Below are 6056 nucleotides of genomic sequence, written 5' to 3'. Positions count from 1 at the left end.
GCCCAATGCGCTCCCCTCCCGCTTGCGGGAGGGGTCGGGGGAGGGGAGCGCGCAAGCGGTGCACTCGGTGAGACACCATCCCCTCCCCTTGCCCCTCCCGCAAGCGGGAGGGGAACGCAAGCTCGCAGGAGGAACCCCCGGCCCATCCAGGCTTTTCACTTCGATGGCCGATCGCGATGCCCCCATCAAAGCTGCCGATCCGGCGCCGCCGCCCGGCAACGCCCCCGCCAAGCCCGCCCGCGCGCTCGGCACGCCGCTCGCCAGCGTCATCGCGGTCGTCGTCACCCTCCTCGGGCTGATCGTCCTCGCCTGGACAATCCTGTTCGTCACCAAGGGCCGCTTTCTCAAACATACCTTCGAGAAGATCGTTGCCGGCCAGACCCACCGCCAGGTCAAGGTCGCGGGTGACTTCCAGCTCTATTTCGCGCCGTTCAACGTCAAGTTCCTCGCCGAGGGGCTGACCATCTCGAACCCCGAATGGGCCGGCCGCGGCAATTTCTTCTCGGCCAAGAAGATCGACACGCGAATCTCCACCTGGAGCCTGTTCACGCACAAATACCGGTTCAATTGGGTCGGGTTAGAGGACGGCCATGTCGACCTGCAATGGGACAAGGCCGGCAAGCGCAACACCTGGACCTTCAGCGAGAAGAAGGGCGGCGACCCGTTCGAGCTTCCGGCGATCCGCCGCGCGCTCGTCCAGGGCACGCAGGTCCGCTATGTCGACCCGCGGATGCAGATCGCGGCGGCGATCCGCATCCGCACCGTCGAGGCGACCGACACCAAGCTCGACAACGCCATCCGCTTCGACGGCAACGGCACCGCGCGCGGCACGCGCTTCACGATGAATGGCGCCCTGCTCACGCCCAACGCCACCGTCTCGGGCGGCGAGAACAAGCTCCAGCTCCATGTCGAAGGCGTCCGTACCGCGATCGACGTCTCGGGCACCCTGCCCGGCGCCACCGAGATCGAGGGCGCCGACCTGCATCTCGACGCGCGCGGCCAGAACCTCGCCGATGTCTTCGCGGTCGCCGGGATCGCGGTTCCCGACACGCGCAGCTATCGCCTGCGCTCGGCGATGACCAAGCGCGGCGACGAGTGGCGCTTCACCGGGATGCGCGGACGCTTCGGCGACAGCGACCTGTCGGGCAAGTTCACCGTCGCGATTCGCGAGCCGCGGCTGCTGCTCACCGCCGACCTCGCGACCCGCGTGCTCGACATCGTCGATGCCGGGCCTTTCATCGGCTACAGCCCGCAGCAATCGGCTGCGGGCAAGGTGGTGACTCAGGCCGCCGGAACCCCGCGCATCCTTCCCGACGCGCCGCTCCGGGTAGAGGCGCTCAAGAATTTCGACGCCAAGGTCAATTGGACCGTGCGCACCGTCCGCGCCGAGAAACTGCCGGTGTCGAACATCACCCTCGGGCTCGATCTCGACAACCGGCTGCTGAAATTGAGCCCGCTCAACTTCAGCCTCGCGCGCGGCACGGTCAATTCGGACATCACGATCAACGCGCGCCGCGATCCCGTCTTCACCGATTACGACATCCGCCTGTCGCCGACGCCGATGGGCGTGCTGCTCGCCGGCTTCGGCGTCGAGGAATCGGGCACCACCGGAACCTTGAAGGCGCGCGTCCAGATGACCGGATCGGGCAATAGCGTGCGCGATTCGCTCGCCAATTCGAACGGCCGCATCGCGGTGATCCTGCCCAAGGGAAGCTTCTGGACGCGCAACATCCAGCTTTCCGAGCTCGACATCGGCACCTTCATCCAGAAGATGTTCGAGAAGAAATTGAAGGAGCCGGTGCAGATCAATTGCGGGCTGATCGGCTTCAGCGTGCGCAACGGGATCGCCGCGGCCGATCCGATCCTGATCGACACCGACAAGAACGTCATGCTCGGTCGCGGCGGCTTCAGCTTCAAGAACGAGACGCTGGACCTGGCCTTCCGCGCCGACAGCAAGAAGTTCAGCCTGTTCGCCGGCCAGTCGCCGGTCGGGATCGGCGGCTATTTCTCGCGCCCGGCGATCGACGTGCTCAGCCCCGAACTGCTCGGCCGCGCCGGCGCCGGGCTCGGGCTGGGCGTAGTCGCGAGCCCGTTCGCGGCGGTGATCGCGTTCGTCGATGTCGGCGACGCCAAGGCCGCCGATTGCGGCCCGGTCCTCGCCGGCGCCTCGGCCCGCGCCCAGCGCACCACCAAGGGCAAGCCCCGCGACGATGTCGGCAAGGGCACCACCGCCAAGTCCGAAGATGGCAAGCGCTCGAAGGACGAGCGCCGGAAGCAGCACAAGAAGTTCCTCGGGATCTTCTGACCAGCGCCGAAATGGTTGTGGGATCAGGGCGCGTTTATGCGCCACCAACGCCCGGCATGTTCCACGAGAACGCGCAGCTTCGGCGCGACGTGGCGTCGGCTCGGATAGAATAGATAGAAGCCCGGAAACGCCGGGCTGAATTTTTCGAGCACGGGCACCAGCGCACCGCGCGCGATCGGCTCGCGAAACGTCTCCGCCATGCCGAAGGTCAGTCCTGCGCCCGCGCACGCCATGCGGATCATGAGAGCCATATCGTTGGTCGTCACTTCAGGATCGACGGCGACGTCGAAATCGCGCCCGTCCTCAGCGAACTCCCAGCGATACGGCGTAACCTCGGGGGCGGGCCGCCAACCGATGCAGCGATGCGCGCGCAAGTCACGCGGGTGAGCCGGCTTGCCGTGCCGGGCCAGATAGGCGGGGGCGCCAACCACCAGCTGTCGCTGCATGCCAGAGACAGCCACGGCGATCATGTCCTGCTCTATCACTTCGCCGAGCCGCACGCCGGCATCGAATCCGTGTTCTACCACGTCGAGCACTTCGTCGGTGACGCGAATATCCAGCCGCACATCGGGATACGCCTCCCGAAACGCCGTGAGCATCTCGCCCGACAGGAAACTCTCGGCGATCGACGACACTGCCAGCCGCAGTAACCCGCTCGGCCGCGCATCGCGGTCGCGTGCCTGGTCGGCCGCGCCTTCCAATGCGGCGAGCGCCGGGTCGACGCGCGCGAGAAACGCCGCGCCCGCCTCGGTCAGGCTGACGCTTCGCGTCGTGCGGCGCAGCAGTGCCGTTCCGAGCGCAGACTCAAGGCGCTGTACTGCCTGACTTATCGCCGATCGCGTCACGCCGAGCTGCTCTCCGGCTGCGCGGAAGCTGCGTGCACGAGCAACGGCTGCGAAACAGGCAATCGCGTTCAGATCGAGAGACATTGTTCAGCATGCCTTACCAGTCTGGGAAGATTTACGCCAGTAGGCGGGACAATCCTTGCTGCCTAGCTTGTCCAAGTCGGCGGCAAGTCCGCCCCTCAAGGAGTAGCGAAGATGGACAAGACAATCTTGGTAACGGGCGCCTCGAGCGGAATCGGAGAGGGCATTGCGCGCGAGCTGGCGGCAGCCGGTGCTCGGGTGATGCTCGGCGCGCGGCGCGTCGACCGGCTCGACATCCTGGCCGGCGAACTCAACGCCGCCGGCGGCGATGTCCGGTTCCAGGCGCTCGACGTGACCGACCGCGCCAGCATGGCCGCCTTTGCCGACGCCGCCCGCACGGCCTGGGGCGCCGTCGATGTGATCGTCAACAATGCGGGTATCATGCCGCTTTCGCCAATGGCATCGATGAAGGTCGACGAATGGGACCGGATGGTCGACGTCAACATAAAGGGCGTGCTCAACGGCATCGCCGCGGTGCTGCCGGAGATGACGGCGCGCGGCTCCGGCCATATCGTCAATATCGCTTCGATCGGTGCGCTGCAGGTCGTGCCCACCGCAGCGGTCTATTGCGCCACTAAATTCGCCGTCCGCGCCATCTCGGACGGCTTGCGCCAGGAACGCCCCGATCTGCGGATCACTTGCATCCATCCCGGAGTCGTCGAGAGCGAGCTCGCCGCGACGATCACCGATCCCATCGCAGCGGCGGCGATGGTCGAATACCGCGCGATCGCGCTCAAGCCTGCCGCGATCGGCCGAGCGGTTCGCTTCGCGATCGAGCAACCCGACGATGTCGACGTCAATGAGATCGTCGTCCGGCCGACGGCGTCGGCGAACTGAGCAGCGGGGTATGACGGCGGCGCCTCGGGCGCATGGCGCCGTCCGTCAGCCCCGCCGGCTCAATGCCCCCGGCAGGCGAGCGCCTCGAGAATGTCCTCGATCCGCGCCGGGTCGCCCGCGGCGATGACTTCGCCGTTGCTGCCGGCGTGGAGGGGGTCGCCCTGCCAGTCGCACATCCGTCCGCCCGCGCCCTCGACCACCGGCACCAAGGCGGCGAAATCGTGGAGCTTTAGCCCCGCCTCGACCACCACGTCGAGCCAGCCGCTGGCGACGCAGCCGTAATTATAGCAGTCGCCCCCGAGCACCGTGCTCGTCACCGCGGCGTCGAGATGCTCGAAGGCGTGGAGCTGGTCGTCGTCGAACAATGCCGGCGAGGTCGTCGCGAGGATCGCGTCCTTGAGCTCGCGGCAGGCGCGCGATTGGGCCGGCTTGCCGTTGAACAGAGTGGGGCGGCCGGTCACCCCCAGCCAGCGCTCGCCGATGATCGGCTGGTCGATGATCCCGAGCAGGGGCCAGCCATCCTCGACCAATGCGATCAGCGTGCCGAAGATCGGCCGCCCGGCGATGAAGGCGCGGGTGCCGTCGATCGGATCGAGCACCCATTGCCGCCCGCTGCTGCCTTCGCGGATGCCGAATTCCTCGCCGATGATCCCGTCCATCGGCCGCTCGGCGACGATCAGCCGGCGCATCGCCTCCTCGGCCTCGCGGTCGGCGAGCGTCACCGGCGACTGGTCATCCTTGGACTCGAGCCCGAAGGAACCGCGAAAGCGCGGGCGGATCGCGGCACCGGCGGCATCGGCAAGGCGCTCGGCGAGCGCGACATCTTGGGAGGAGACGGGCATGGACCGGCCCTACCCGTCCGTTTTTGACTCGCCAAGGTCACAAAGCGCTGCCAGTCGTTTCGGGCATGCGCCTGCTCCTCGTCTCCCTCGGTCTCGCCGCCGCCTCGCCCGCCTGGGCACAGGTGCGCGCAGTGCCCACCCAGCCGGCCTCCGAAACCGAGGCGCTGCGCGGCGTCGAAGTGTTCCTTGTCAACGAGACCGCCGCCCCGGTCGCCGATGCGGGCCCGCGCCAGATCGAAGTCACTGCCGTCGACGGCACCCGCCTCGTGCTCGAGCGCGCGCCCGGTCCGACGCCGACGATCGCCCCGGGCGGCTTCGCCAAGGCGCGCTACGTTCCGGTCGGCATCGCCGGCACTGCGATCCCGCCCGCCGAACAGCACGCCGCCGCCAAGGTCCCCGCGGAGGAGAGCGTGGTGCAAAGCTCGACCGGCTCGTCCGCGGCGTTCCTCGACCGCTTCGAGCCGCACGAGCCGGTATACGGCGTGTTCGGCACCGGCGACGCCGGCGGCAAGCTCCAGGTCAGCTTCGCCTTCCGCCCCTTTGCCGAGGATGCGCCGCTCAAGCTCGGCAATCTTCGCTTCGCCTACACCCAGACGATGTTCTGGGCACTGCGCGAACCGTCGGGGCCGTTCCGCTCGACCAATTATTCGCCCGAAATCTACACCGACATCCCGTTCGACGACACGACCAGGGTCGCGCTCGGATTCCGCCACGATTCGAACGGCCGCGGCGCGATCGATTCGGTTGATCTCAACCGCGTCTTCGGCCGAGTCGAGAAGAGCTTCGACCTCGGCGGCGACTGGCATCTCGATGTCGCGCCGCAAGCCTGGTTCTATGTCGGCAGGCTCGGCGTCGCGCCCGACGTGAAGGATTATTTCGGCTACACCGCGCTCACCGCGGCGATCCGCCAGAAGGACGGGCTCAAGGTCTCCGTCACCGGCCGCGGCAATTTCGAGACACGCAAGGGCGGCGCGGAGCTGTTCGCTTCCTATCCGCTGGCGCGGATCGGCGGCGGGGTTGGATTCTATCTCTTCGGCCAGGCCTTTACCGGCTATGGTGAGGCGCTCGACGATTATCGGCGCAACCAGACCCACGCACGGATCGGCATCGCACTGACGCGATAGACCGGGACCAACAGGAGTGTGA

Annotated in this window: 5 protein-coding genes; 3 read left to right on the top strand and 2 right to left on the bottom strand. The window is 67.4% G+C overall.

The features are described 5' to 3' along the window. Nucleotides 1–163: 163 nt before the first annotated feature. The gene (locus AC3WJI_RS15760) at nucleotides 164–2305 is read left to right on the top strand and encodes an AsmA family protein (protein ID WP_492758229.1); all 2142 of its coding nucleotides are present in this window, start codon (nucleotides 164–166) and stop codon (nucleotides 2303–2305) included. Nucleotides 2306–2328: 23 nt separating this feature from the next. Here AC3WJI_RS15760 and AC3WJI_RS15755 read toward each other — a convergent pair whose 3' ends face one another. Next, nucleotides 2329–3234 carry a LysR family transcriptional regulator gene (locus tag AC3WJI_RS15755; RefSeq protein ID WP_492758228.1) on the bottom strand — a complete coding sequence of 302 codons (906 nt, stop codon included), beginning with the start codon at nucleotides 3232–3234 and terminating at the stop codon, nucleotides 2329–2331. A gap of 111 nt (nucleotides 3235–3345) precedes the next feature. On the opposite strand from AC3WJI_RS15755, the gene AC3WJI_RS15750 reads away from it, so the two are divergent. After that, nucleotides 3346–4068 (top strand): SDR family oxidoreductase, encoded by a 723-nt coding sequence (locus tag AC3WJI_RS15750; RefSeq protein WP_492758227.1) that lies wholly within the window; start codon nucleotides 3346–3348, stop codon nucleotides 4066–4068. Between the two features lie 59 nt (nucleotides 4069–4127). Here AC3WJI_RS15750 and hisN read toward each other — a convergent pair whose 3' ends face one another. Beyond that, on the bottom strand, nucleotides 4128–4910 hold the full coding sequence (gene hisN, locus AC3WJI_RS15745; RefSeq protein WP_492758226.1) for a histidinol-phosphatase: 783 nt from the start codon (nucleotides 4908–4910) through the stop codon (nucleotides 4128–4130). 65 nt (nucleotides 4911–4975) lie between these two features. Between hisN and AC3WJI_RS15740 the strand changes: the two genes are divergently transcribed. Next, on the top strand, nucleotides 4976–6034 hold the full coding sequence (locus AC3WJI_RS15740; RefSeq protein ID WP_492758225.1) for a phospholipase A: 1059 nt from the start codon (nucleotides 4976–4978) through the stop codon (nucleotides 6032–6034). The last annotated feature ends 22 nt before the right edge of the window (nucleotides 6035–6056 follow it).

This window comes from Sphingomonas sp. FW306-1B-B10E, assembly GCF_058782005.1.
This window is presented reverse-complemented; position numbering and strand designations above follow the sequence as displayed.